Below are 22,861 nucleotides of genomic sequence, written 5' to 3'. Positions count from 1 at the left end.
GAGCGGCTTCAGCCGCGACAGGCATCTACCGATAGATTCTGTCGCGGCTGAAGCCGTACCTGCAGGATGGCCGCATCAGCAAGATGGCCGCGCCTGCAGAATGCAGGAGGCAGGCGTCTGCATGTTGGCGAATCGCTGCCGCATGCGTGCCGGGCAATCACGGCTGGCTGGACGCCACAGCGCAGATGCGCGAACTCCCGGCGCCTACTTCACGCTGCCGTTGTCTTCCTGCAGGCCCGGCTTGAACGGCACCGCCGGCGGCGGCCGAGCGCCGGCGGGCTGGTCGTTGAGGTTCGGATCGGTGATGCCGCAGCCGCCGCCCAGCTGCAGGATCGAGACCACGCAGGAAATGCTGCTGGTGGTGCCGGGAATCGGGATGTTGACGGTCTTGATGCCGCGCCGCACCCACTCTTCCAGCAGCGTCGCGTTCGGCAACCAATACTTGTCGAACGAGGTCGGCTTGTAGTCGTACGGCGGACGCTTGAGCCACTGCCCGGCGTTGGCGATCTGATCGCGCGACCAGCTGTCGGTCTCGCTGCCGGGCGCGCCGCGCGGCGGCGCCTTGCCCTGCCCTTCGCCGCCAGGCACGCGCACGCTGCCATCGCCGTTGAACATGCCATTGCGCTGGCTGGCACCGGCTCCGGCGTCGCCGGCGCGGTTGCGCGCCGAAGCGCCCCAGTCGTCGCCGCGTTGCGGCGTCGCCCAGCCGCCGTCGTGCGCGACCGCCGCCGGACCGCTGCCCGGCGCGGCGGCCTGGCTGCCGGGCGGCGCGGCACCGCTGCCAGCTGGCGTTCGCGACTCGGCCTTGCCTTGCGCCGCGGCGCTGGTCTGGGCCGCCGCCTGCGCCAAGGCCGCGCCAGCCGCCGATGCGCTTGCCGGCACCTCGGGCGGCACCGCCGCTGGCGGCGTCGGCGTCGCCGCCGTTGCAGGCGTCGGCAGTTCGATCTGCCGCACCTGCGGCGCCTCCGGCGTGCGCAGCGTCGGTGCGGGATCGCGCGCGCGGATCTGCGGCATCTGCACCTGGACCTGCGGCAGCGGCTCGGGCACTTCGCGCTCGCGTACCTGCAACTGGGGTTCCGACGGGCGCGGCACCGGCACTTCGCGCGGACGGATCTGCGCCACCGTCGGCATCTCGGTGACCACTTCGACTTCGCGCTCCGGCACCTGCACGCTCGGCGGCGCGATCTCGCGCAGGGTCAGCGTCGGTTCGCGCACGCTGGGCGGCGGCAGCACGAAATCGCTGCTCGGCTGCGCAGTCTCGGTGACCTGCAGCGGCTGATCCGGCGGCGGCGGCGGTGGACTGGGCGCCGCCTGCGCGGTGCTCGCCGCTGGCGTGGCGGAGGCGGCCGGCGCCGCGGCTGCGGTCTTGGGCTGGGTGACGGCAGTCGTCGCCGCGGCCCGCTGCGCACTCGCCGCTGCGGCTTGCTGCGCGGCAGCAGCGGCGGCCGGGTCTTGCGCGTCCGCGCCGCCACCGGTCTCGGCCGGCGTGCCGCGGCCGACGAATTCCACCTGCACGCGCCCGGCCTCGCTCGCGTCCGGGCGCGGCGGCAACAGGCGCACGAAGGCGACCCACAGCAGGAACAGCGCGAACAGCAGATGCAAGGCCAGGCTGACCAGCGCCGCGATCCGCCGCCACCAGCGCTGGTCGTACGGGGCCGGCTCCCAGTCCTGCCACCACAGGCGGCGGAATGCCTGCCACGGACTCAGTGCGGGCAGGCGCGAGGTCGGTGCCGGCACCGGTTGCGGCAACGCCGCGATCAACTCGGAGGAGACGAACGGACGCGGCTTGACCGGCTGCGAGGAGATCCAGTGCGCCCAGCCGTACGGCAGGCCGGTGCGGCGATCGCGCAGCAGCTTGCGCGGCGAGCGCGCCAACAGCGCGGCGAGGATGTCGGCGGCGCGCGTCACCGGCGTAGCGGAGGAATCAGGCCGCGGAATCGCGCGGGATGTACGGGGCGCTGCCGCTGTCGTGGTCGGTGGCGTCGCGCACGGCGGTGATGCCCGGCACGCGTCCCATCAGCGTCTTCTCGATGCCCTGCTTCAGGGTCACGTCGGCCATGCCGCAGCCGTGGCAGCCGCCGCCGAAGCGCAGCAGCACCACGCCCTCGGCCGACACTTCCTGCACCGCCACACGGCCGCCGTGCTGGGCCAGCTGCGGATTGACCTCGTTCTCGACCACCCAGCGCACCCGCTCGACCAGCGAGGCGGCCTCGCCCGGCGCCTCGCCCTTGATCTTCGGCGCCTTGATCGTCAATTGCTGGCCGGTGCCCTGGGTGACGTAGTCGATCTCGGCACCGTCCAGCCAGCCGACGCTGTCGGCGGCCACATACAGGGTGAAGCCGGCGCAGTCGATCGCCCATTCGTCGCCGGCCAGGTCCGCCGGCTCGGCGAACTCCAGCCGCGCGTCGGCGCGTGCGGTGCCGGGATCGACCGCGCTCAGGCGCACGCCCATGCCGGGCACGGCCTCGCGTTCGAGCAGTTTGCGGAAATGGGTCTGCGCGTTGTCGGAGATCTGGATCATGCGGTTATTCTAACGCTTCCACGCGACCGGCTCATCGCGAACTTTTCCCATCGGCGGCGCGTTCAGCCAGCCTGCCGCGGAGGCTCCAACAATGAACGACCTGATCCCGCTCGCACAGGCCCATTGCTCGCCCTGCAAGGGCAGCGAATACAAGCTCACCCAGGCGCGCCTGGCCGAATTGCTGCCGCAGGTGCCCGGCTGGGAGCTGGTCGAACACGGCATGGCGATCAGCCGCACGTTCCGCTTCCCCGACTACTACCGCACCCTGGCGTTCGTGAACGCGCTGGCCTGGATCGCGCACCGCGAAGACCACCACCCCGACCTGGGCGTGCACTACGACCGCGTGGTGGTGCGCTATTCCACCCACGACGTCGGCGGCCTCAGCGAAAACGACTTCATCTGCGCCGCCAAAGCCTCGGCCCTACCGGAATGATCCCCATGCCTGCCGCATCCCGCCGTTCCATCCTCGCCGCCTCCTGCCTGCCGCTCGCTGCCGTCCTGCTGCTCGGCGGCTGCGGCAAGTCCGGGCAATCGCAGACTCAGAGCGTGGCCGCCGCGCCGACCGAAGTCGCCGCGGTGCAGACCCCGCCGCCGGACTACCCGATCGAACTGGCCTGCGCCGGGCTCGGCGGCAAGGCAGTGCTGAGCGTGGTGGTCGGCGTGCAGGGCAAGCCCACCGACGTGCAGCTGGTCAGCAGCAGCGGCCAGCCCAAACTCGACGCGTCGGCGCAGCAGCGGGTGCGCGAGTGGATCTTCAAGCCCGCCACGCGCGACGGCAAGGCGGTGCCGCGCGCGATCCAGGTGCCGGTCAACTTCAATCCGCCGCAACCGCGGCCGGACCGCTGCTTCGCGCTCGACGCGCAGGCGCACCACTCCAGCTGAACGCGGCCCGCGGGCCGCTTGCGCGCGCCGCCGGCCTTGGCGGTGCGCCGCCTTCACATTCCGCCAGCCTCGCGCCCGCTTTCATCCCTGTCTCCATCCCCGTCTCGACACAGGAGCCGCCTGGCGCATGCTGGATATTCCGTCGCACAACGTATGGATCGCCTTGGCGGTGACCCTGGCCGCCGGCCTGGCCACCGGCCTGGGCAGTGTGCTGGTGCTGTTCACCAAAGGCCCCAATCCGCGCCTGCTCGCCTTCGGCCTGGCCTTCGCCGGCGGCGCGATGGTGTACGTGTCGCTGACCGAGATCCTCGGCAAGTCGGTCGCCTCCTTCAGCCACGCGTTCGATCCGCGCCTGGGCTACGCCTATGCCACGCTGGCGTTCCTGGCCGGCATGGCGCTGATCGTGGTGATCGACCGGCTGGTACCCAATCCGCACGAAAGCCTCAATGCCCAGGACCCGCTGTTCCGCGCCGACAACCGCGCCTACGTCAAGCGCGTCGGCCTGCTGACCGCGGTGGCGATCACCGCGCACAACTTTCCGGAAGGCCTGGCGACCTTCTTCGCCACCCTGGAAAGCCCCACCGTGGGCATGCCGCTGGCGTTCGCGATCGCCGTGCACAACATCCCCGAAGGCATCGCCATCGCGGTGCCGGTGCACTACGCCACCGGGCGCAAATCCTATGCCTTCGCCGCCAGCCTGCTGTCGGGCCTGGCCGAGCCGATCGGCGCGATCATCGGCTATGTGGCGCTGTCGCGATTCCTGTCCGAGGCGATCTTCGGCTCGGTGTTCGGGGTCATCGCCGGGGTGATGGTGTTCCTGGCCCTGGACGAATTGCTGCCGGCGGCCAAGCGCTACGCAAAGGGCCACGAAACCGTGTACGGACTGGTCGCCGGCATGGCCACGCTGGCGCTGAGCCTGGTGCTGTTCCGCCTGTCCACCACGCCCTGAGCCGGCAGCGGCGGCCCGGCTGAACGAACGCTGGCGCGCCCGTGTTGCAGCGCTTCGCAGAAAGCTTGCAGACATGCAACACAGAGCATCCTGCGCGCAACTTCCGAACACCACGTCGAAAAGGTGCAGCATGGATATCCGCTCCCTGCCATCAACGAAGTTGACGCTGGCGCTGGTCACCGCGGTGAGCGTGCTGGCGCTGAGTGCGTGCCAACAGCAACCGACGCCTGCACCGGCACCGGCCGCGGCAACCGTCGCCGCGCCCGCGCCCTACGTGCCGCCCAGCGCCGATCAGTTGTATAAGCTGGTCGCGCCGATCGCGCTGTTTCCCGACAAGCTGCTCGCGCAGACCCTGGCCGCCTCGGTGTATCCGGACCAGGTCGGCGATGCCCAGGGCTGGCTGCATAGCAACAGCGGCCTGGCCGTGGCGGACCGTCTGCAGGCGGCGGCAGCGCAGCCTTGGGATCCCAGCGTCAAGGCGCTGATCGCCTTTCCCGACGTGATCGAGCAGTTGGCCAGCAACGGCGACTGGACTCGCGCGCTCGGCGATGCCTATGCGCACGACCCCAACGAGGTGCTCGACGCGATCCAGGTCATGCGCGGGCGGGCGCAGGCGCAGGGCCATCTGCGCAGCACGCCGCAGCAACGGGTGCAGGTGGTGCAACGCACCGTGGTGGAACCGGCTTACGAAGACGAGCGGATCCCGCCGCCGCGGCAGACCATTGTCATCGAACCGGCGCAGCCGGATGTCGTCTATGTGCCGCGCTACGATCCGGACGTGGTCTACGGCGCCCCGGTCGACGTGTACCGGGAGTACCGCTACCGTCCGCGGTACTACAGCGAAGGCGATCTGGTGACCGCCGGCATCATCTCCTTCGGCGTCGGCGTGCTGGTCGACGACGCGCTGGAACACCACCACCACGGCCCGCTGGGCTGGCTGGAACCGGAACCGGCCTGGCACCGCTGGGGCTGGAACAGCTGGGGCATGAACTGGAACGCCCCGCCCTCGGCACCGCACTATGTGGTCTACCAGAACCGCGTGTACGCGCCGCGTACCACCATCATCAACAACAACATCACCAATAACATCAGCAACAACCGGATCGACGCGCGCAGCTTCGTGCACAACGACAACCGCAGCTTTCCGCAGCGGGCCGCGCTGGCGGCGATGCCTGCGGCCGCCGCCGCGGCCGCGTTGGCGCCGCATCTGGCCCAGAACCCGCGCGGCCCCGCGCCGCAGTTCGCACCGGTGGCGGCGCGCCACCCAGTCGACTATGCACAGCTGTCCACACCGCATTTCAACGAACGGATGCTGCAGCCGGGTCGTCCGGTCGTGGCGAATGCGGCGCAGCGGTCGCCGCTGCCCGGGCTGAACGGCCCGAACGCAAACGCAATGAGTGCCGCACGCGATGCGCGTACGCAGTCGCCCTTTGCGCAACCGCCGCACGCGCCGATGCCGATGTCCGCGGCCGATCCCCGCCATGCCATGCCGATGGCCAACGCTGCCGCAGCGCCGCGCCGCGACATGCCGCAGGCGCCGCGCGCCAGCGCGCCGATGCCGATGGGGAACATGCAGATGGCGCATGCCGCACAGCCGCGGGCGATGTCGATGCCGGCACCGCACCGCGAGGATCCGCGTGCGCAGCAGGCCCGATTCGCCCAGCCCGAGCCGGCACGGCAGGCGCCGCACCAGTTCGCCGCGTTCAATGCGCAGCAGCCGGCACCCGCGCACCGGGAGGCACCGATGCGCGAGTTCCCTGAGCGCGTTCAGGCCATGTCGCGACAGGAACAGCAGCGGCCGCCGATGCAGGAGCAGCGCATGGCGCGGGTCGCATCGCCGCGGCCGCAGCCGATGCACGCGGCCGAGCCGCGCCCCGCTTCGCGTCCGCCGCAAGCGCATTCCGAGCCGCACCACGAGCACGACCACGAAAAGCACAACGGATAGACGGCACCGGCGGGCGGCGTACACATCGCCGCCCGTCCGCGCCTGGCTCAGCCGCCCAGGCGGCTCAGCGCCTCGGCCAGTTCGTCGGCCAGCGGCGCATTCAGCAGATACGGGGTCTTGCCGCCGTCGAGAGTGAATTCCAGCGACGCGGCATGCAGGAACAGGCGCTTGAGCCCGATCTGCTCGCGCAGGCGCTTGTTGACCGCCGGATCGCCGTACTTGTCGTCGCCGGCGACCGCGTGCCCCAGGTGCTGGGCATGCACGCGGATCTGGTGGGTGCGGCCGGTCTCGATCCGCACCTCGCAATAGGAATGCCCGCCGCGCCGCTCCAGCACCCGGAAATGGCTCAGCGAGGCCTTGCCGGCCGCGTTCACCTGCACATGGCGCTCGCCGCCCTGGCGCAGGCCGATGTGCAGCGGCGCATCCACGCTCATCACCCCGTCGGGCATGCGCCCGACCAGCAGGGTCAGGTAGCGCTTGCTGATGCCGCGGCCCTCGACCCGGTCGTCCTCGCGCATCAGCGCCTGCATCTCGGTCAGCGCCGAGCGCTTCTTGGCCACGATCAGCAGCCCGGAGGTGTCGCGGTCGAGCCGGTGCACCAGTTCCAGGGTCTGGTTCGGGCGCAGGGCGCGCAAGGTCTCGATCGCGCCGAAGCTGATCCCGCTGCCGCCATGGCTGGCGACCCCGGACGGCTTGTTCAGCGCCAGCAAGCGCGCGTCTTCATAGACGATCGCCGCCTCCAGCCGGGCCATGAATGCGTCCGGCGGCGCGGTCTTCTCGCCCTCCTCGTGCAGCTTCACCGGCGGGATGCGCACCTCGTCGCCCGCCTCCAGCTTGCGCTCGGCCTTGGTGCGGCCGCCGTTGACCCGGACCTGGCCGCTGCGCATCAGCTTGTAGATCAGGCTGCGCGGGGCGCCCTTGAGCTGGCCGAGCAGGAAATTGTCTACACGCTGTCCAGCCCTGTCTTCCGGGACCTTGAGAATGCGCACCGCGCTGGTCGCGACGTCGCGCGGCTTGGGAGGGATCGGGGAAGAAGTCATCAGGCAGTTTATTCTGTTACACTCGGGGGGCGAGATAAGGGTTTGATTTCGTTGGAAGTTAGCTCAGGGCCAGAAGCCCGGCTTGCGACGATTCCGGCACAGTGCGCGACCACCGCCCCCGGGGCGGCCATGTTAGCGGCTCACCGGCCTACCCGGCCATCGCCGGATGCCACAAGCGTCCGCGCTGAACATGCCCCGTGCGGCGCCCAGCCTGGCTGGAGTCGCCGCCGGTCCTGAACCACCTAAAAGAAAGAAGCGCTCCCGCGGCTCGCCGTGGTGTCGTAGCGCTGGAAACCCAAGCCGCCCTCCCCGCGCCTGCGCGATGGGCGGCGAAGCGTGACCAGAAGCGAAACCCCATGGCGTTCCGCGCGGTAGCAGCGCGAGGAACGCAACAATGAAGCGAATGCTGATCAACGCCACGCAGGCGGAAGAACTGCGTGTGGCCATCGTGGACGGCCAGACCCTGTACGACATCGACATCGAGCAGCCGTCCAAGGAACAGAAGAAGTCCAACATCTACAAGGGCCGGATCACGCGGCTCGAACCCTCGCTCGAAGCCGCCTTCGTCGAATACGGCGGCGAGCGCCACGGCTTCCTGCCGCTGAAGGAAATCTCCCGCGACTACTTCCAGGCCGGCGTCGACCACAACAAGGCGACGATCCGCGAACTGCTGCGCGAGGGCCAGGAGGTCGTGGTCCAGGTGGACAAGGAAGAACGCGGCAACAAGGGCGCCGCGCTGACCACCTTCATCTCGCTGGCCGGGCGCTACATGGTGCTGATGCCGAACTCGCCCAGCGCCGGCGGCGTCTCACGCCGGATCGAGGGCGAGGACCGCGCCGCGCTGAAGGAAGCGCTGGACAAGCTCAACATCCCCGACGACATGGGCGTGATCATCCGCACCGCCGGCGTCGGCCGCGATGCCGAAGAACTGCAGTGGGACCTGGACTACCTGCTGCAGGTGTGGAAGTCGATCGCCGAGGCCGCGCTGGCCAAGCCGGCGCCGTTCCTGATCTACCAGGAATCGCGGCTGATCATCCGCGCCCTGCGCGACTACCTGCGCGCCGATATCGGCGAGATCCTGGTCGATACCCCCGAGATGTACGGCGATGCCCAGGAGTTCATGCAGCAGGTGATGCCGCAGAGCCTGCGCAAGCTCAAGCACTACACCGACGACATCCCGCTGTTCAACCGCTTCCAGATCGAATCGCAGATCGAGGCCGCCTACGAGCGCAGCGTGCGCCTGCCGTCCGGCGGCTCGATCGTGGTCGACCAGACCGAAGCGCTGACCGCGGTGGACGTCAACTCCTCGCGCGCGACCAAGGGCAGCGACATCGAGGACACCGCGTTCCAGACCAACCTGGAGGCCGCCGAAGAGGTGGCGCGCCAGCTGCGCCTGCGCGACCTCGGCGGCCTGGTGGTCATCGACTTCATCGACATGGCCTCCAACAAGCACCAGCGCGAGGTCGAGAATCGCCTGCAGAACGCGCTCAAGTACGACCGCGCGCGGGTGCAGATCGGGCGCATTTCGCGCTTCGGCCTGCTCGAAATGAGCCGCCAGCGCCTGCGTCCGTCGCTGGGCGAGTCCAGCCAGATCGTGTGCCCGCGCTGCGACGGCCATGGCCGCATGCGCAGCGTCGAGTCGATGTCGCTGTCGATCATCCGCGTCGCCGAAGAGCATGCGATGAAGGAGAACACCGGACAGGTGCTGGTGCAGGCCCCGGTGGAGATCGCCAACTACCTGCTCAACGAGAAGCGCCGCGCGCTCAGCGAGATCGAAAAGCGCCACGACGCACCGATCGTCATCGTCGCCGACGAGCAGCTGCACACCCCGCACTACGAAGTGACCCGCCTGCGCGAGAACGAGCTCGGCGAGGAAAGCGCCAAGCCCAGCTACCAGCGCAACACCCCGCGCAAGCTGCCGGTGCATGCGCTGACCAAGGCGCAGCTGAACATTCCGGCGCCGGCGGTGACCAACGTGAAGCACTCGCAGCCGGCCCCGGTGCGCGAAGTGGTCGAGGCACCGGAACCGGTCGCCGCGCCCGTGCAGGTCCAGGCGCCGGCGCCCGCCCCGGTCGCGGCGCCGGCCACCGGCGTGGTCGGCTGGCTGAAGCGGATCTTCGGTGCCGGCGAAAGTCCGGCGCCGGCCCCGGCCGCGAGCGAGCCGGCGCAGCGCCAGCGTGCCCATGACGGCAACCGCAACCGCAACGACCGCGGCGACCGCAACGCGCGTCGCGACGGCGGCAACCGCAACGGCGGCCAGGGCGGCAATGCCGCGCGCGGCAACGGCGGCAACGTGCGCCGCGACGAGCGTCGTCCAGGCAACGGCGGCGGCAACCCGCAGGGTGGCCAGCAGAACCTTGCGCCCAAGCCGCCGCGCAACGAGCAGGCGCCGCAGCAGGCCAAGCCGCAGCAACAGAACCCGCAGCAGCAGCCGAAGGCGCCGAAGCAGCAGCAGCCGCAGAACCCGCCGCGCCAGCCCAAGCCGCAGCAGGATCCGGCGCAGGCCGCCCTGCAGGGCGACAAGCCGCAGCGTCAGCCGCGCCAGGATGAAGTCGCGGCCAAGCCCGTTACCGCACCTGCCGCTGCAACGCAGGACGCCACCACGATCGCGGCCGCTGCCGTGGCCGGCGGTGCCGTCGCGCTGAGCGGCGATACGCCGGCCAGCGAGGCCAACACCACGGCCTCGACTCCGGTGACGGCACAGCCGAACCCGGCACCGGCAGGCGTCGACGAGCGCGAGAGCGTTGCGGAAACCGCGCAGGCCGTACCGGTCGGCGAGAACGGCGAAGCCGACGACGCCAATGGCGAGGCCGGTGGCCGCCGCCGCCGCGGCCGTCGTGGCGGCCGTCGCCGTCGTCGCGGCAATGGCGAAGCCGGCAGCGGCAGCGAGGGTGCGGCGTTCGACGACAACGACCTGGATGCCGGCGACAGCGACGGCGACGGCGAAACCGCGCCGGCACCGAGCCGCAGCCAGCCGGAGTTCGACTTCGACGACGACGCAGCGCCCGCCGAGGCCGCCGAGGCCAAGCCGCAGCAAGCGCCGCGTGCGCCGCGGGAGAAGCGCGAGCCGCGGCCGCCGCGTCACGAGCAGGCCGCCAGCGCCCCGGCGCCGGTCGTCGCAGCTGCAAGCGTGGTGCCGCAGGCCGAGGGCGATACTGCCCCCGCGCAGCAGGCCGCACCGGTCGCCGCAACCGCAGCGCCGCAGACCGAGGACCGCACCGTGCAGGTGCAGGCCGCGCCGGTGGCCGCAGCCGCAGCGATCGCAACCACGCCTTCCGTTGCCGAGACGGCATCGGTCGACGCAGCATCGGTCGGTACCGCGCAGGCGGAAACGGTGGCGCCGGTAGCGGCGGCACCGCTGCCGTCCGTCGTCGCCGAGGCGCCAGCGGCGCGTTCCGAGACAGCGACTGCCGCGGAGCCTGCTCCGTCGACCGTCACCGAGTCGGCCGCTTCCACAACGGCGTCTCCGGAAACCATCGAGGATGCACTGCAGCCGACACCGGCGCCGATCGTCGAGCAGCCCGTCCCGGTCGCCACGACCAGGCGCGACGCCGGAATGGAGACTGTTGCAGCGCCGGCCGCGCCGGTCGCGGAACCGGTCACGGCATCCACGACGGACAGCAAGCCGCAGCAGGACGCCACGACCACGACGCAGCAACCGCTCGCCGAGGAAGAAGCGCCCAGCAAGCCGGCTTACGTACCGGTGCAGACCACCCTGCTGGACGTCTTCCATGAAGAGCAGCCGGCCGCCGCGGTCGAACCGACGCCGGTGCACGCGCCGGTCGCTGCTGCTCCGGTGTCGGACAGCGCCGAAAGCCGCCACGTCGGCGATGCCGAACCGGCACCTGCCGCTGCGGCTGGCAATGGCCTGTTCGATGCGCCGCCCGCTGCTCCGGCAGACGCGCCGGTCAGCGTCGCTCAGCACCAGCCGCATGCCAGCAAGTCCAGCGAAGGCGAAAGCGACGACGACAGGGAGCACAAGGAACGCGCCAGCTGATCCGGCGCCGTTCTTCGCAGCAGGAAAAAGCGGCCTTCGGGCCGCTTTTTTTGTCTGGGCGTGGATCCATCTCTATTCGCGCACCACATCCGGGCCGTGCGCAGCTTGGGCGCGCGATCGGAGCGGACCGAACACGGAATCGGGAACCGCTGGCGGGAGACGCTCGCCGTTGGGGCGACCGCTCAGGCCTCTGCGGTCCAGAGCCCCGGATAGTCGCGCACGAAGCCCTCGCCGGTCGCACACAGCGTCGCCGAATAACCGAAGCGCTTCGCTTGGTAGGCGTAGGCATCGTCGGCGGTGCGCGCGTAGTGCTGCATGAGCTCGCTGAGCGTGCCGCCGCCGTCGAGGTCGACCCAGGCCGCCGGGGCGTCGGCGCCCTCGCCCACTGCCAGGCGGAGCCGGCGCAGTTGCAGCAGGTTGGTGGCCGGCGTGAAGCCGAGGTCGAGGTCGATGCAGTGCGACACGTCGGCCACCGGCCGGCCGTTGAGCGTCCAGTGGCCACGCGCATCGCGCGCGATCGCGAGGTCGACCGTCCCGCCGCCGAGCCAGCCGCGCACGGTGCCCCATTGCGTGTGCCAGTGCAGATCGCATTGCACGCGGTACTGCAACTGGCCGATGCGGCCATGTTCGAGGCGGAACACGGCGGCGCCGTCGAGCTGCCATGCGCTGGCGTTGCGCTGGAGCCGGCAAGCGTCATGACCCGGTGCGTCGAGCCTGCGCCACAGGATGGAGGCAACGGTTTGCATGCCGCGGATGATGCCGGGGGCGGACACCCGAAGCAAACCCTGCAAACTGGCGACGTCCGACGGCACCGCATGCACACGACGGACACAAAAAAAGCGACCCGTCAGGTCGCTTTCCTTTGCGCAAGGAAAATCCGTGGCGCTACAGCGGATGCGCCGGATCCAGCAGACCGTACTGTGTCGCCAGCCGCGCCAGCGCGATGTTGTCGTGGATGCCGACCTTCTCGAACAGCCGCGCCTTGTGCGTGTTGACCGTCTTGGCGCTGAGGCTCAAACGCTTGGCGATGTCTTCCTGACGCAGTCCGCGGGTCAGCAGCAGCGCGACTTCCAGTTCGCGCGGAGACAGCGCGTCGAACGGCGAACCGCCGCCTTCCAGATTGGCCAGTGCCAGGTTCTGCGCGATGTTGGCACCGAGATAGCGCTTGCCCATCGCCACGTCGCGCACCGCGCGCAACAGCTCCTGCGCGTCGCCGGCCTTGCCCACATAGCCGGACGCTCCGGCCTCGAGCAGGCGCTTGGGCAGCGGGCCGTCCTCCAGCACCGACACGATGATGACCTTGGTGCCGTGATCGCCCTTGACGATGCGCTCGGTGACCTCGAGCCCGCTGACGCCAGGCATGTGCAGATCGCAGAGCACGATGTCCGGCTTGAGCTGGCGGATCTGCGGCATCGCGGCCTCGCCGCTCTCGGCCTCACCGACGATCTCGATATCGGTCTGATTCGAAAGGATCAGCTTCATGCCGGTACGGACAAGAGCGTGATCGTCGACCAAAAAAACTCTAATGGCCATCTCGTATAACCCCAACGCAGCGAACGCCGCATAGTCAGACTAGCGGCGTGAATTGTTCAGGGCAACTACAATTTGTAGACAAAATCATCCAGATTTCACAGCCTGCTCAGCTAGCTACGCCGCACTGTCATCATGCTGAAAAAAACACCACACCGAGCTTACTCAAGGCTCGGCACGCAGGGCGAGTGACCAGCCTGTTCGCTCCTCTAGGAAAGCGCGGCGGTACCTGCGTCAGGCAGGCGCAGTATCGCGGCTGGCCAGCGACAACGTTATCAGGGCAAAGCCTGATATCGGGTCAGATTTTCCTGACCTCGCTCGACCCGAAATCCGAGTTTCGATGCAACAGTTGTACGCCGTACCGAAGCGGAATTTTCTGACGCTCCACAACGACCACATGTCAGGCGCGCATGGCGCATGCAACCAGCGCAATCGCACACGCGAAGGGCGCGCTCGGCGCTTGTCGAAGAAACAGGGTCGAACCGACTGGCGGAGAGAGTGGGATTCGAACCCACGGAAGGTTTGACCCTTCGCCGGTTTTCAAGACCGGTGCCTTAAACCGCTCGGCCATCTCTCCGATTGCGACTACACCACTTCACGCTGCATGCCAGATTGCCTGGCATGCGCTTGCAACTGATTAGAACGGCTCACAGCGTTGGCGTGGCGCTGCGGCCGCGCATTTTCGCACGGCCGCGCCGGTTTTGCTCAGCCGGCTTCGACTGCCATCGCGCCCAGGGTCGAATGCTTGACCTTGATCCGCTCCGGGCAGCCGCTGCAGTCCAGGCGCGAGGCCTCGATCTGGCGTGGCAGGTGCTCGGCGAGGAAGTCGATGAACACGCGTACCGCCGGCAACAGGCCGCGGCGCGAAGCGAACACGGCGTGGCAGATGCCCTGCGGCAGCGACCACTCCGGCAGCACCACTTCCAGTTCGCCGTTGCGCACGGCATCGGCGCAGACCGTTTCGGGCAGCAGGGTGATGCCGAAGCCGTCCTTGACCATCGACTGCAGCAACGGGAAATCGAAGCCGGCCACGCGCGGCTGCAGATCGACGCGGCGCACTTCGCCGGCCGGTCCGTGCAGTTCCCAGCGTTGCCGCGCCTCGTCCTCGCTGATGCTCAAGGTCACGTGCGAGGCCAGTTCTTCCGGATCCTTGGGACGCCCGGCGCGGTCGAGATACTTGGGGCTGGCGACCAGCAGTTCCTGCACCTGGCCGAAGCTGCGCATCACCAGGCTGCCGTCGTCGTCCAGGCGCGAGCGCACCCGCAGCGCGACGTCGTAGCCCTCGTTGATGATGTCCACGCGGCGGTTGCTGATGTTCAACTGCAGGCGCACTTTCGGGTACTGGTCGAGGAACATCGGCAGCAGCTTGGGCAACTGCATCTGCGCCAGCGACACCGGCACGCTGACCCGCACCAGGCCGCGCGGCTCGGCGCTGAGCCGATCCACCACCTCGCGCGCGGCCTGCGCCTCGGCCAGCATCGTCTGCGCGTGGCGATGCACGCTCATGCCCAGGTCGGTGACCGCGAAGCGGCGCGTGGAGCGCTGCAGCAGGCGCACGCCCAGATCGGTTTCCAGCTGGCTGATGCGGCGGCTCAGGCGCGACTTGGGAATGCCCAGGGCGCGCTCGGCGGCGGCGAAACCGCCGTGATCGACCACCATCGCAAAGTAGTACAGGTCGTTGAGATCGTGCATGTTCTTTCGATATTTAGAACGATGGATGAAATCGCGTTGGATTCATTCTACTCCCACAACGATCCGGGCTGTGCAATCGGGCCTGCCTGGCATGACGCATCCCCGAGCGCGTCGCGGCGGCCCGTCCGGCAGCAACGACGCAGCAGCTCCCGGTTCGCGACAGAGTGATCACGTGAACGCCCTGCCCCGGCCCTGAGCCTTGCATCGGCACGTGGCGGCTGGGTCGTTCGCAGCCATTCAAGCATGCAGCAACACCGGCGTCTTGGTTGCCGGTGCGCCGATGCGATCGAATGCGCCTGACCCTAACGCAGACGAGCGGCGTGCCAGGGATGCCAGGTCGGATGGAAATCTTGCCTGGGGGCGGGCGAATGCGCCGCCACCGCATCCGCACAGCGGCAAGGCACAGGACGCCACGCCGGAGCGGCTTTCGTCAACTGGCAACGACTGTGGGAGCGAGGTCAGTCGCGACAGGCGTTCCTGGCAATGCCCGTCGCGACTGACCTCGCTCCCGCACCTACCGGCGGAGACTGCCGCACGACCGGCCGCCGCGCCGCGTGCGCAGGGGCCTGAAGCTCAACCGATGCGGTCGATACCGCCCATGTATGGACGCAGCGCGTCCGGTACGTCGATCGAGCCGTCGGCGTTCTGGTAGTTCTCCATCACCGCGATCATCGCGCGGCCGACCGCGGTGCCGGAGCCGTTGAGCGTGTGCAGCAGTTCCGGCTTGCCGGTGGCGGGATTGCGCCAGCGCGCCTGCATGCGCCGCGCCTGGAAATCGCCGCAGTTGGAACACGAGGAGATCTCGCGGTAGGTCTGCTGCGACGGCAGCCACACTTCCAGGTCGTAGGTCTTGGTCGCCGAGAAGCCCATGTCGCCGGTGCACAGCAGCACCTTGCGGTACGGCAGCCCCAGCGTTTCCAGCACCACTTCGGCGCAGCGGGTCATGCGCTCGTGCTCGGCAGCGCTGTCCTCGGGACGGCAGATGCTGACCAGTTCCACCTTCTCGAACTGGTGCTGGCGGATCATGCCGCGGGTGTCGCGGCCGCCGCTGCCGGCCTCGGAGCGGAAGCACAGCGAATGCGCGGTCATGCGCAGCGGCAGGCGCTCGGCCTCGACGATCTCGTCGCGGACCAGGTTGGTCAGCGAGATCTCCGAGGTGGAGATCAGGTAGCGCTTCTGCTCGCCGAGCTGGGTGGCGAACATGTCCTCTTCGAACTTGGGCAACTGGCCGGTGCCGTACAGGCTGTCGGCGTTGACGATCACCGGCACGTTGGTTTCCTGGTAGGCGTGCGGACCGGTATGCAGGTCGAGCATGAACTGCGCCAGCGCGCGGTGCAGGCGCGCGATCGGCCCGCGCAGCACGGTGAAACGCGCGCCCGACAGCTTGGCCGCGGTCTCGCCGTCCAGCCAGGCGTGGCGCGCGCCCAGTTCCACATGATCCTTGACCTCGAAATCGAAGGCGCGCGGCGTGCCCCAGCGCTGCACCTCGACGTTGTCGGCCTCGTCCTTGCCGGCCGGCACGTCGGCCTGCGGCAGGTTGGGAATCTCCAGCGCCAGCGTCTCCAGCTGCGCGCGGATCTCGTCCAGGCGCTGTTCGGAGGCCTTCAGTTCGTCGCCGAATCCGGCGACTTCGGCCATCAGCGCGGCCACGTCCTCGCCCTTGGCCTTGGCCTGGCCGATCGCCTTGGAACGGCTGTTGCGCAGGCTCTGCAATTCCTGGGTACGCACCTGGATGCGCTTGCGGTCGGCCTCCAGGGCCTCCAGAGCGGCCACGTCCAGCGCATAGCCGCGACTGGTGCGCAGGCGCTCGGCGAGGTCGGCGGGCTGTTGGCGGAGCAGGACGGGATCGAGCATGGGCGCGGCACGTGGATGGATCGGAGCCGCGCATTATCGCCTGTCGGCCGCGCTTTTGCCGAAACAGCGAGGCTGCGCCGTGCTGCGCACCCGATTAACCGCGGCTATGCCAGAATCCAGCGGTTCCCTACGGTGAGTCCCATGTCCACGTCGCCTCCGTCCTCCAACACCGGCATCGTGCTGCGCCTGCCGCGCCGCCTCCTCGTGATCGTCGGCATCGCCTTCTGCGCAGGGCTGCTGCTGTTCCTGGCGGTATGGCTGGTCGGGCGCAAGGACAACGACTTCTACAAGCCGCAGCCGGCGCAGGTGCAGCAGGATGCGGCAGAGATCAAGCCGCTGCCCGAACCCCTGCCCGCCGGCAGCGGCGCCAGCGACATGCCGCAGGCCAAGCCGCCGGCAGCGGAAGAAGCGCCGAAACTGGTGGAGACCGCGCCGCCGGCCCAGCCGCCCGCCGATGCGATGGCGCTGGTGCCCGGCGGCACCGAAGGCGCTGCTGCGGGAACCAACGCCACCGCACTGGCACCGGGCGATCGTCCGGTGCCGCTGGAAGGGCAACCGCCGCCGCGCTATCCGTCGGCGGCCTTGCGCCGCGGCGATAGCGGCACGGTGGTGGTGCGGGTCGAGGTGGACGCCAGCGGCAACCCCGGTGGCGTGGCCCTGGTCAAGCGCAGCGGCTCGCGCGAACTGGATCGCGCCGCGATGGAAGCCGTGCGTCGCTGGCGCTTCCGCCCGGCGCAGCAGAAGGGCCAGGCGGTCGCCGGCAGCCTCGAGATTCCGTTCGACTTCAAGCCGGCTCAGTAAGCTGAACAAAGCTTGCGGCGCGCGCTGCGCGTTCACAGGTGGCTGACACACCTTGAACAGGATCGAGGCAAGACTGGTCGCGTCCTCAAGACGCAGGAGCACGAACATGTCGAGACCGCACGATACCCAGGAGCTGTACACGCGGGAAAACGACACCAAGGCCCGTTCGCATGCCCACCGGGGTTCGCCTTGGGCATGGATCCTTGTCGTCGCGCTGGTGCTGGCCGCCGGCGGCTGGTGGCTCAGCCGCGATCGCGGCGACGATATGCCTACCAATGTCCCCGCGCCGGCGACGCCTGCCAACGATCCTCCACGCGCTCCGTAGCGACGCGCTCGCCGGACCGCCTTGCGGCCGGCAAACGATGCACGCGGCGCGGCCTGCGCCTGGCAGGCCGCGGCCCCTCTCAACCGGCAGCGACCAGACCGAATCCGGCATTGCGCGCCAGCGTGTCGAAGCCCGGGAACGAGGTCGCCACGTTGGCCACATCGTTGATCCGCACCTCGCCATCGGCCAGCTGGCCGGCAATCGCAAACGCCATCGCGATGCGATGGTCGCCGTGGCTTTCGATCACCCCGCCACCCAGCAGGCTGCCATGGATCGTGGCGCCGTCGGGCGTCTCGTCGACGACGATGCCCAGGCTGCGCAGACCGGTGGCCATCGCGGCCAGGCGATCGGATTCCTTGACCCGCAGCTCGGCCGCGCCGGTGACCACGGTCTGGCCCTGCGCCGCGGCGGCGGCGACGAACAGCGCCGGGAACTCGTCGATCATGTCCGGCACCACCGCTTCGGGAATCTGCGCTCCGCGCAATGGCGCGTAGCGCACCCGCAGATCGGCCACCGGCTCGCCGCCGTGTTCGCTGTGATTGTGCTCGACGATGTCCGCGCCCATCAGCCGCAGCGCCACGAGCAGGCCGGTGCGGCGCGGATTGAGGCCGACCGCGCGCAGGGTGATGTCCGAACCCGGAACGATGCTGGCGGCGACGATGAAGAACGCCGCCGAAGAGAAATCGGCAGGCACCGCGATGTCGGTGGCGCGCAGCCGCTGGCCGCCACGCAGGCGCGCCTGGCCGGGTTCGAACGCGATCTCCACGCCGAACGCGGACAGCATCCGCTCGGTGTAGTCGCGGGTCGGATGCGGTTCCTGCACCGAGGTGACGCCGTCGGCATACAGCCCGGCCAACAGCACCGCCGACTTGACCTGGGCACTGGCCACCGGCGAGGCGAACTCGATGCCGTGCAAGGGCTGCCCGCCATGGATACGCAGCGGCGGCACGCCGTTGGCGTCGGTGTCGATGCGCGCGCCCATCAGCGCCAGCGGCTCGGTGACGCGGCGCATCGGCCGCTTGGACAGCGACGCGTCGCCGACCAGCACGCTGTCGAACGGCTGCGCCGCCAGCAAACCAGCAAGCAGGCGCATGCCGGTCCCGGCATTGCCGCAATCCAGTTCGCCCTGCGGCGCCTGCAAGCCATCGACGCCGACGCCATGCACGATCCGCTGCGACGGCGACGGCGTCTCGATCCTGACCCCGAGCCTGGCGAAGATCGCCGCGGTCGACCGCGTGTCCTCACCCTCCAGGAACCCATCGATATGCGACACCCCGTCGGCCAGCGCCGCGAACATCACCGCCCGATGCGAGACCGACTTGTCGCCCGGCACATTCAACGTCCCCTGCAAGGCAGAGCCCTTCGTCGCGATCCAGTACTGCTCGTTGCTCATCACCGTTCCTGAGATTGCCGTCGTCACCCGCAAGCGGGCCCCGTGCTGTTGATCTTGTTGTTGCAGCCGATTCCACCGTCGCCACTGCTGTTGCTGTTGCTGTTGTTGCTGTTGTTGCCCTTCGCTTTTCAGGGGTCCCCATTGAGGGTCGGCGAGCGGCCTGGGAAGAACCCCGCAGGGGCGGCGCGCAGGATGCGCGACGTTTTTCGCTGGCACATGGATGTGCCAGCGAAAAATCCCAGGTTGCTCGCGGACCCCGCGCGCAGCGCGGGGCGACCCGACTGGGGCGGCCTTTCTTTTGCTTACTTTTCTTTGGCCGTACAAAGAAAAGTAAGTCGCGCAACGCGCGAAAGCCTTTGCTTCTAGCTCCGGCTTCTAGCTCCGGCTTCTAGCTCTGGCTTCTAGCTCTGGCTTTGGTTTCCAGCTAAAGCCGCCCGTAAGCAAACCATCAGATCAGGGCACCGCCACCGGATACGACCCCAACACCTTGATCTGCGCCGAATGCGCCTTCAACTCCGCCAACGCCTGCTTCATCGACTCGTCCTCCACATGCCCGGCCAGATCGATGAAGAACCCATACTCCCACTTCGCCTGATGCGAAGGCCGCGACTCGATCCGGTTCATGCTGATCCCATGCCGCGCGAACGGGCTCAGCACATCGAACAGCGCACCCGGCTTGTCGTGGATGAACACCAGCACCGACGTCCGATCGTGCCCCGACGGCGGAAAGATCTGCCGGCCGATCACCAGAAAGCGCGTCGTGTTGTCGTCGTCATCCTCGATCGACTTCATGATCACCTTCTTCAGCGCATACACATGCGCCGCACTCTCCCCGCCGATCGCCGCCGCATCCTCCGCATTGCGCGCGCGCCGCGCGCCCTCGGCATTGCTCGACACCGGAATCTTCTCCACCTTCGGCAGGTGCGCGCGCAGCCAACCCGCGGTCTGCGCGAACGACTGCGGATGCGCATAGATGCGCTCGATCGCATCGAGCCGGCCGGTGCGCGACAGCAGATACTGGTGCACGCGCAGCTCGGTCTCGCCGCAGATCTTCAGGTTCGAGGTCAGGAACATGTCCAGCGTGACCTGGATCGTGCCCTGCCCGGAATTCTCGACCGGCACCACGCCGAAATCGGCGTTGCCGCTCTCCACTTCCTGGAACACCTCCTCGATCGTCGCCATCGGCAGGCCCACCGCCGAACGGCCGAAATGCTTGAGCACCGCCTGCTGGCTGAAGGTGCCTTCCGGACCGAGATAGCCGATCTTCAGCGGCTCCTGCTGCGCCAGGCAGGCGGACATGATCTCGCGGAACACGTGCACCAGCACTTCGTCGCTGAGCGGCCCCTGGTTGCGGTCCACCACCATGCGCAGCACCTGCGCCTCGCGCTCGGGACGGTAGTAGTCCACCGCCGCGGCGAGCTTGCCCTTGGCCTTGCCGACCTGGTGCGCGAACTGCGCGCGCTCGGCGATCAGCGCCTGGATGGTGCGGTCGATCTGGTCGATCTTGGCGCGCACCTCGGCCAGCGCCGGCGCCGCCGCGGCGGGCTCGGCGATCGCCGTCGATTTCGGCTTGTCCGGCTTGGCCTTCCTGGTCGGCTTGCTCGATTCGGCGTCAGCGGTTCGGGATTTGTTCGGCTTTGCGGCCATGGATCGTGGTTCCTCGATGTTCCGGAGCGCCTGTGAAGCATCCGGTCGCGGCTGAAGCCGCTCCTACAGGGGGACGGCTCAGCCGTTGCGTTGCTGGAAGTCGCGCATGAAGGTGACCAGCGCCTGCGCGCCGGCCACCGGCATCGCGTTGTACAGCGAGGCGCGGATGCCGCCGACCGCCTTGTGTCCTTTCAGCGCCAGCAATCCGGCCGCCTTGGATTCGGCGACGAAGCGCGCGGTGAGGGTCTCGTCCGGTAGGAAGAACGGGATGTTCATCCGCGAGCGCGCATCGGCCACCACTTCGTTGCGGTAGAAGCCGCCGGAGCCGTCGATCGCCGCGTACACCAGCGCCGACTTGGCCTGGTTGCGGCGCGCGAATTCCTCCACCCCGCCCTCGGCCAGCATCCACTTGAACACCAGCCCGGCCAGGTACCAGTTCCAGGTCGGCGGCGTGTTGAGCATGGAATCGCGCGCGGCGTGCGAGCGGTAGTCGAAGATGTCGGCGCGCGGCTGGCCGCTGCGCTGCAACAGGTCCTTGCGGATGATGACCACCGCCACCCCGACCGGTCCCAGGTTCTTCTGCGCGCCGGCGTAGATCACCGCGTACTTGGACACGTCGATCGGCTCGGCGGCGATGCTGGAACTGAAATCGGCGAACAGCGGTACCGCGCCCACGTCAGGCGCGTCGCGGAATTCGACGCCGTGTATGGTCTCGTTGGCGGTGATGTGCACGTAGGCGGCATCGGCGCTGAGCTGCCAGCTGTCGCGCGGCGGGATGTCGTGGAAGCCGCCGGCCTCGCTGCTGGCGGCGACGTGCACGTTGGCGTACGGGGTGACCTGCTTGATCGCGGTCTTGCCCCAATGCCCGGTGACCACGTAGTCCACGGTCTGCCCGGGCGCGGCGAAATTCAGCGCCAGCAGCGCCTGCTGGGTGGTGGCGCCGCCGGACAGGAACAGCACCGCGTAGTTGTCGGAGATGCCGATCAGGCGCCGCAGGTCGGCTTCGGCCTCGGCCGCCACCGCCATGAACTCGGCGCCGCGGTGGCTCAACTCCACGATCGAGGCGCCTACGCCGTTCCACTCCAACATCTCCGCCTGCGCCTGGCGCAGGACCGATTCCGGCAATGCAGCGGGGCCGGCACTGAAATTGAACGCGCGTGTCATGGGGCACCTATCGGACAAGACGCCTAGTATGCCGCAGCGCACCAGCTTGCGGCCCGGGCAATTTAGGTTGCATTTGCATCCATTGGCCCGGCGCAAGCGTAGTCTTTGCCAAGAAGCCGCCAACGGTCGCCCGCCCCCTCCAGGAGTCAGCCATGTCATTGCGCGATGCGCTCAACATCCCCAGCCGCGAGATCACCGACGAGGCGGTCTACCGCGATCGGCGACGCCTGCTGCAGGCCCTGGCGCTGGCCCCGGCGATGGGCCTGGTCGGCTGCGCCGAGGCCGAGCCGCCGGCCCCGCCGAAGACCGTGGTGACCCCGGAGCAGGCGCGCAGCGGCTTTCGCACCAGCGAAGAACTGACCCGCTACGAGGACGTCACCAGCTACAACAACTTCTACGAATTCGGCACCGACAAGACCGATCCGTCGAAGGCGGCCAAGACCCTGCGCACCGCGCCGTGGTCGGTGAAGGTCTCCGGCGAATGCGAAAAGCCCGGCACCCTGGCGCTGGACGACCTGCTCAGGGGCAGCAGCCCGGAGGAGCGCATCTACCGGCTGCGCTGCGTCGAGGGCTGGTCGATGGTGATCCCGTGGCTGGGGGTGCCGCTGGCCGCGGTGCTCAAGCGCTTCGCACCGACCTCCAAGGCCAAGTACGTCGCCTTCACCACGCTGGCCGATCCGCAGCAGATGCCCGGCATCCGCTACCGCTCGATCGACTGGCCGTACAAGGAAGGCCTGCGTATCGACGAGGCGATGAACCCGCTGACCCTGCTCGCCACCGGCCTGTACGGCAAGCCGCTGCCGCAGCAGAACGGCGCGCCGCTGCGGCTGGTGGTGCCGTGGAAATACGGCTTCAAGAGCATCAAGTCGATCGTCGAGATCCGCTTCGTCGAACGCATGCCGGAAACCGCCTGGCACGAGTTGCAGGCCTCCGAGTACGGCTTCTTCTCCAACGTCAATCCGGCGGTGGACCATCCGCGCTGGAGCCAGAAGACCGAACGCCGCATCGCCGGCAAGGCCAGCAAGCTGTTTGCCGAACGCATCCCGACCCGCCCGTTCAACGGCTATGCCGAGCAGGTCGCGGGGATGTACGCGGGGATGGATCTGAAGAAATGGTATTGA

Annotated in this window: 18 protein-coding genes and 1 tRNA gene; 8 read left to right on the top strand and 11 right to left on the bottom strand. The window is 68.8% G+C overall.

Annotated elements, in window-relative coordinates; translation table 11 throughout:
* Nucleotides 1-204 precede the first annotated feature (204 nt).
* Both JR064_RS04225 and JR064_RS04220 read right to left on the bottom strand, forming a co-directional pair.
* Complete coding sequence (locus tag JR064_RS04225) at nt 205-1,908, bottom strand: hypothetical protein (RefSeq protein WP_206228905.1); 1,704 nt, start codon at nt 1,906-1,908, stop codon at nt 205-207.
* A 16-nt stretch (nt 1,909-1,924) separates the two neighbouring features.
* On the bottom strand, nt 1,925-2,521 hold the full coding sequence (locus tag JR064_RS04220) for an NfuA family Fe-S biogenesis protein (protein ID WP_003468698.1): 597 nt from the start codon (nt 2,519-2,521) through the stop codon (nt 1,925-1,927).
* 91 nt (nt 2,522-2,612) lie between these two features.
* Here JR064_RS04220 and JR064_RS04215 point away from each other — a divergent pair, with 91 nt between their 5' ends.
* From JR064_RS04215 to JR064_RS04200, 4 genes are all read left to right on the top strand, one after another.
* Nucleotides 2,613-2,954 (top strand): 4a-hydroxytetrahydrobiopterin dehydratase, encoded by a 342-nt coding sequence (locus JR064_RS04215; protein ID WP_206228904.1) that lies wholly within the window; start codon nt 2,613-2,615, stop codon nt 2,952-2,954.
* A 5-nt stretch (nt 2,955-2,959) separates the two neighbouring features.
* The gene (locus tag JR064_RS04210) at nt 2,960-3,403 is read left to right on the top strand and encodes an energy transducer TonB (protein WP_241092842.1); all 444 of its coding nucleotides are present in this window, start codon (nt 2,960-2,962) and stop codon (nt 3,401-3,403) included.
* A 127-nt stretch (nt 3,404-3,530) separates the two neighbouring features.
* Complete coding sequence (gene zupT / locus JR064_RS04205) at nt 3,531-4,352, top strand: zinc transporter ZupT (protein WP_191824124.1); 822 nt, start codon at nt 3,531-3,533, stop codon at nt 4,350-4,352.
* A gap of 130 nt (nt 4,353-4,482) precedes the next feature.
* Nucleotides 4,483-6,297 (top strand): DUF3300 domain-containing protein, encoded by a 1,815-nt coding sequence (locus JR064_RS04200; protein WP_206228903.1) that lies wholly within the window; start codon nt 4,483-4,485, stop codon nt 6,295-6,297.
* A 47-nt stretch (nt 6,298-6,344) separates the two neighbouring features.
* On the opposite strand, the gene JR064_RS04195 is transcribed toward JR064_RS04200, so the two are convergent.
* A complete protein-coding gene (locus tag JR064_RS04195) occupies nt 6,345-7,337 on the bottom strand; it encodes an RluA family pseudouridine synthase (RefSeq protein ID WP_206228902.1) in 993 nt (330 codons plus the stop codon).
* 394 nt (nt 7,338-7,731) lie between these two features.
* Between JR064_RS04195 and JR064_RS04190 the strand changes: the two genes are divergently transcribed.
* On the top strand, nt 7,732-11,334 hold the full coding sequence (locus tag JR064_RS04190) for a ribonuclease E/G (RefSeq protein ID WP_206228901.1): 3,603 nt from the start codon (nt 7,732-7,734) through the stop codon (nt 11,332-11,334).
* Between the two features lie 182 nt (nt 11,335-11,516).
* Here JR064_RS04190 and JR064_RS04185 read toward each other — a convergent pair whose 3' ends face one another.
* The 5 genes from JR064_RS04185 to serS form a co-directional block, all read right to left on the bottom strand.
* Nucleotides 11,517-12,080, bottom strand: coding sequence for a putative glycolipid-binding domain-containing protein (locus tag JR064_RS04185; RefSeq protein WP_241092841.1), 564 nt, complete (start codon nt 12,078-12,080; stop codon nt 11,517-11,519).
* A 139-nt stretch (nt 12,081-12,219) separates the two neighbouring features.
* Nucleotides 12,220-12,867, bottom strand: coding sequence for a response regulator (locus JR064_RS04180; protein WP_145706360.1), 648 nt, complete (start codon nt 12,865-12,867; stop codon nt 12,220-12,222).
* 484 nt (nt 12,868-13,351) lie between these two features.
* Nucleotides 13,352-13,441 (bottom strand) — tRNA-Ser (locus tag JR064_RS04175).
* A gap of 128 nt (nt 13,442-13,569) precedes the next feature.
* A complete protein-coding gene (locus JR064_RS04170; protein ID WP_179564979.1) occupies nt 13,570-14,556 on the bottom strand; it encodes a LysR family transcriptional regulator in 987 nt (328 codons plus the stop codon).
* 573 nt (nt 14,557-15,129) lie between these two features.
* Complete coding sequence (gene serS, locus JR064_RS04165; RefSeq protein WP_179564981.1) at nt 15,130-16,410, bottom strand: serine--tRNA ligase; 1,281 nt, start codon at nt 16,408-16,410, stop codon at nt 15,130-15,132.
* A 141-nt stretch (nt 16,411-16,551) separates the two neighbouring features.
* Here serS and JR064_RS04160 point away from each other — a divergent pair, with 141 nt between their 5' ends.
* The gene (locus tag JR064_RS04160) at nt 16,552-17,211 is read left to right on the top strand and encodes an energy transducer TonB (RefSeq protein WP_206228900.1); all 660 of its coding nucleotides are present in this window, start codon (nt 16,552-16,554) and stop codon (nt 17,209-17,211) included.
* Nucleotides 17,212-17,317: 106 nt separating this feature from the next.
* Entirely contained in the window at nt 17,318-17,536 is a 219-nt protein-coding gene (locus tag JR064_RS04155; RefSeq protein WP_179564985.1) for a hypothetical protein, read from the top strand.
* Nucleotides 17,537-17,615: 79 nt separating this feature from the next.
* On the opposite strand, the gene aroA is transcribed toward JR064_RS04155, so the two are convergent.
* The 3 genes from aroA to serC form a co-directional block, all read right to left on the bottom strand.
* Nucleotides 17,616-18,929: a 3-phosphoshikimate 1-carboxyvinyltransferase gene (gene aroA / locus JR064_RS04150; RefSeq protein WP_206228899.1), complete on the bottom strand. Its 1,314-nt coding sequence runs from the start codon at nt 18,927-18,929 to the stop codon at nt 17,616-17,618.
* A 453-nt stretch (nt 18,930-19,382) separates the two neighbouring features.
* The gene (pheA, locus tag JR064_RS04145) at nt 19,383-20,576 is read right to left on the bottom strand and encodes a prephenate dehydratase (protein WP_206228898.1); all 1,194 of its coding nucleotides are present in this window, start codon (nt 20,574-20,576) and stop codon (nt 19,383-19,385) included.
* Between the two features lie 78 nt (nt 20,577-20,654).
* The gene (gene serC / locus JR064_RS04140) at nt 20,655-21,740 is read right to left on the bottom strand and encodes a 3-phosphoserine/phosphohydroxythreonine transaminase (RefSeq protein WP_206228897.1); all 1,086 of its coding nucleotides are present in this window, start codon (nt 21,738-21,740) and stop codon (nt 20,655-20,657) included.
* 152 nt (nt 21,741-21,892) lie between these two features.
* Here serC and msrP point away from each other — a divergent pair, with 152 nt between their 5' ends.
* On the top strand, nt 21,893-22,861 hold the full coding sequence (gene msrP / locus JR064_RS04135; RefSeq protein WP_206228896.1) for a protein-methionine-sulfoxide reductase catalytic subunit MsrP: 969 nt from the start codon (nt 21,893-21,895) through the stop codon (nt 22,859-22,861).

Source organism: Xanthomonas bonasiae (assembly GCF_017163705.1).
GTDB classification, from domain to species: Bacteria; Pseudomonadota; Gammaproteobacteria; order Xanthomonadales; family Xanthomonadaceae; genus Xanthomonas_A; species Xanthomonas_A bonasiae.
The sequence above is the reverse complement of the archived record's forward strand: the minus strand, read 5'-3'. Positions and strand labels throughout refer to the sequence as shown.

Excerpts from the sequence above, each read along its gene's own strand:
- JR064_RS04170 (WP_179564979.1), bottom strand. The coding sequence starts at position 14,556 with ATGCACGATCTCAACGACCTGTACTACTTTGCGATGGTGGTCGATCAC.
- JR064_RS04155 (WP_179564985.1), top strand. The coding sequence starts at position 17,318 with ATGTCGAGACCGCACGATACCCAGGAGCTGTACACGCGGGAAAACGAC.
- JR064_RS04180 (WP_145706360.1), bottom strand. The coding sequence starts at position 12,867 with ATGGCCATTAGAGTTTTTTTGGTCGACGATCACGCTCTTGTCCGTACC.
- msrP (WP_206228896.1), top strand. The coding sequence starts at position 21,893 with ATGTCATTGCGCGATGCGCTCAACATCCCCAGCCGCGAGATCACCGAC.
- serC (WP_206228897.1), bottom strand. The coding sequence starts at position 21,740 with ATGACACGCGCGTTCAATTTCAGTGCCGGCCCCGCTGCATTGCCGGAA.
- serS (WP_179564981.1), bottom strand. The coding sequence starts at position 16,410 with ATGCTCGATCCCGTCCTGCTCCGCCAACAGCCCGCCGACCTCGCCGAG.
- JR064_RS04185 (WP_241092841.1), bottom strand. The coding sequence starts at position 12,080 with ATGCAAACCGTTGCCTCCATCCTGTGGCGCAGGCTCGACGCACCGGGT.
- aroA (WP_206228899.1), bottom strand. The coding sequence starts at position 18,929 with ATGAGCAACGAGCAGTACTGGATCGCGACGAAGGGCTCTGCCTTGCAG.
- zupT (WP_191824124.1), top strand. The coding sequence starts at position 3,531 with ATGCTGGATATTCCGTCGCACAACGTATGGATCGCCTTGGCGGTGACC.
- JR064_RS04215 (WP_206228904.1), top strand. The coding sequence starts at position 2,613 with ATGAACGACCTGATCCCGCTCGCACAGGCCCATTGCTCGCCCTGCAAG.
- JR064_RS04210 (WP_241092842.1), top strand. The coding sequence starts at position 2,960 with ATGCCTGCCGCATCCCGCCGTTCCATCCTCGCCGCCTCCTGCCTGCCG.
- JR064_RS04195 (WP_206228902.1), bottom strand. The coding sequence starts at position 7,337 with ATGACTTCTTCCCCGATCCCTCCCAAGCCGCGCGACGTCGCGACCAGC.
- JR064_RS04160 (WP_206228900.1), top strand. The coding sequence starts at position 16,552 with ATGTCCACGTCGCCTCCGTCCTCCAACACCGGCATCGTGCTGCGCCTG.
- JR064_RS04220 (WP_003468698.1), bottom strand. The coding sequence starts at position 2,521 with ATGATCCAGATCTCCGACAACGCGCAGACCCATTTCCGCAAACTGCTC.
- JR064_RS04200 (WP_206228903.1), top strand. The coding sequence starts at position 4,483 with ATGGATATCCGCTCCCTGCCATCAACGAAGTTGACGCTGGCGCTGGTC.
- pheA (WP_206228898.1), bottom strand. The coding sequence starts at position 20,576 with ATGGCCGCAAAGCCGAACAAATCCCGAACCGCTGACGCCGAATCGAGC.
- JR064_RS04190 (WP_206228901.1), top strand. The coding sequence starts at position 7,732 with ATGAAGCGAATGCTGATCAACGCCACGCAGGCGGAAGAACTGCGTGTG.